At 43.6% G+C, this 1,188-nt stretch carries 4 protein-coding genes; all 4 read left to right on the top strand.

Features of this window, described 5'->3' with window-relative positions:
- Positions 1-318: 318 nt before the first annotated feature.
- Genes F6K49_RS50855 through F6K49_RS50865 form a run of 4 tightly spaced genes read left to right on the top strand, consistent with a single transcriptional unit; the run spans position 319 to position 1,125 of the window.
- The gene (locus tag F6K49_RS50855) at positions 319-519 is read left to right on the top strand and encodes a hypothetical protein (RefSeq protein ID WP_293069022.1); all 201 of its coding nucleotides are present in this window, start codon (positions 319-321) and stop codon (positions 517-519) included.
- Positions 504-635 carry an element excision factor XisH family protein gene (locus tag F6K49_RS54135; protein WP_366510904.1) on the top strand — a complete coding sequence of 44 codons (132 nt, stop codon included), beginning with the start codon at positions 504-506 and terminating at the stop codon, positions 633-635. The genes F6K49_RS50855 and F6K49_RS54135 overlap by 16 nt, the downstream gene beginning before the upstream one ends.
- Positions 623-958, top strand: a complete 336-nt coding sequence (locus tag F6K49_RS50860) for a XisI protein (protein WP_293069024.1) — start codon at positions 623-625, stop codon at positions 956-958. The genes F6K49_RS54135 and F6K49_RS50860 overlap by 13 nt, the downstream gene beginning before the upstream one ends.
- A gap of 26 nt (positions 959-984) precedes the next feature.
- Positions 985-1,125, top strand: a complete 141-nt coding sequence (locus F6K49_RS50865; RefSeq protein WP_293110515.1) for a hypothetical protein — start codon at positions 985-987, stop codon at positions 1,123-1,125.
- Positions 1,126-1,188 lie beyond the last annotated feature (63 nt).

A 1,188-nucleotide genomic window follows, 5' to 3' on the forward strand; every position in this document is an offset into this window, starting at 1 on the left:
GAGAATCTGTTTGCCATCTGGACTAAAAGTGATCGCAGGGACCCTACTAGTATGACCTTCCTGAACGGGTGATAAGGGAGCTAGAAGGTAGACTGAATCAACTTCATGGCTCTTTGACCCCTCTGAAAAAAGGGGAGTTTATTGGATTTAGTTCTCATTAATTGAGTACCTAAAACTGACCAAAACTCCATTGCGACTATCCATAAGAGCTGATTTGTAAAGAAAATCAGCTCTTACTGCTCCCTATTCCCGACTCCCGACTCCCGACTCCCGACTCCCGACTCCCGACTCCCGACTCCCGACTCCCGACTCCCTAAAATGCCAAACACCACCAACCACTCAACAAATTCCCAGCAGTTAACGATTCTGATTATTGACGACCATCCCTTACTTCTTAAAGGAACGATTGACCTTGTCCAAGGTCGCTTTTCTGATGCTGAGATTCACTCCGCTCAAACCGCCGAAGAGGCATTAGAACAAGTCAAAGAACAGAATCCTGATATTTGGCAGTTCCTGTAATTGCTTATGAAGCTTTTTTTAAGCGGGAATTTGCACAACTTTCCTTAGAAAAATATCAGATTAGACTAATGATTTATGATCCAATACAGGAGGTAATTGTGCAATGGACACTATAGAGTATTATCGCCAGATCATTCAGTCGTTGTTGACAGCTTATGCTGAAATACCAATTGTCAATGGAACCATTGATTGCTACAAGGTGTTTGATACGAAACAAGACCATTACCAGGTAATGAATGTGGGATGGGATGGTCATCGGCGCGTCTATGGTTGTGTTTTACATTTGGATATTAAGAAGGGTCAGATTTGGATTGAACAAAATATGACCGAAATGAGAGTAGCTCTGGAACTTGTGGAACGAGGAGTTGCAAAGGAAGATATTGTGCTTGGGTTTCAAGCTCCTGAAATTCACCAATATACCGGCTATGGAGTTGTTTAATTTAATCGCACTTTCGGTTCCACTTTATGATTAAAATGTTTTTAATTTTCCGATTCCCGATTCCCTACTCCCGATTCCCGATTCCCGATTCCCTACTCCCGATTCCCGATTCCCGATTCCCGATTCCCTATTCCCGATTCCCGATTCCCTACTCCCTATTCCCTTAACGGACGAAAACACGTCTGAACTCCAGACACCATAGCTGCCTGAGCTAGTATGCCGTCTTCTGC

Source organism: Moorena sp. SIO3I6, assembly GCF_010672095.1.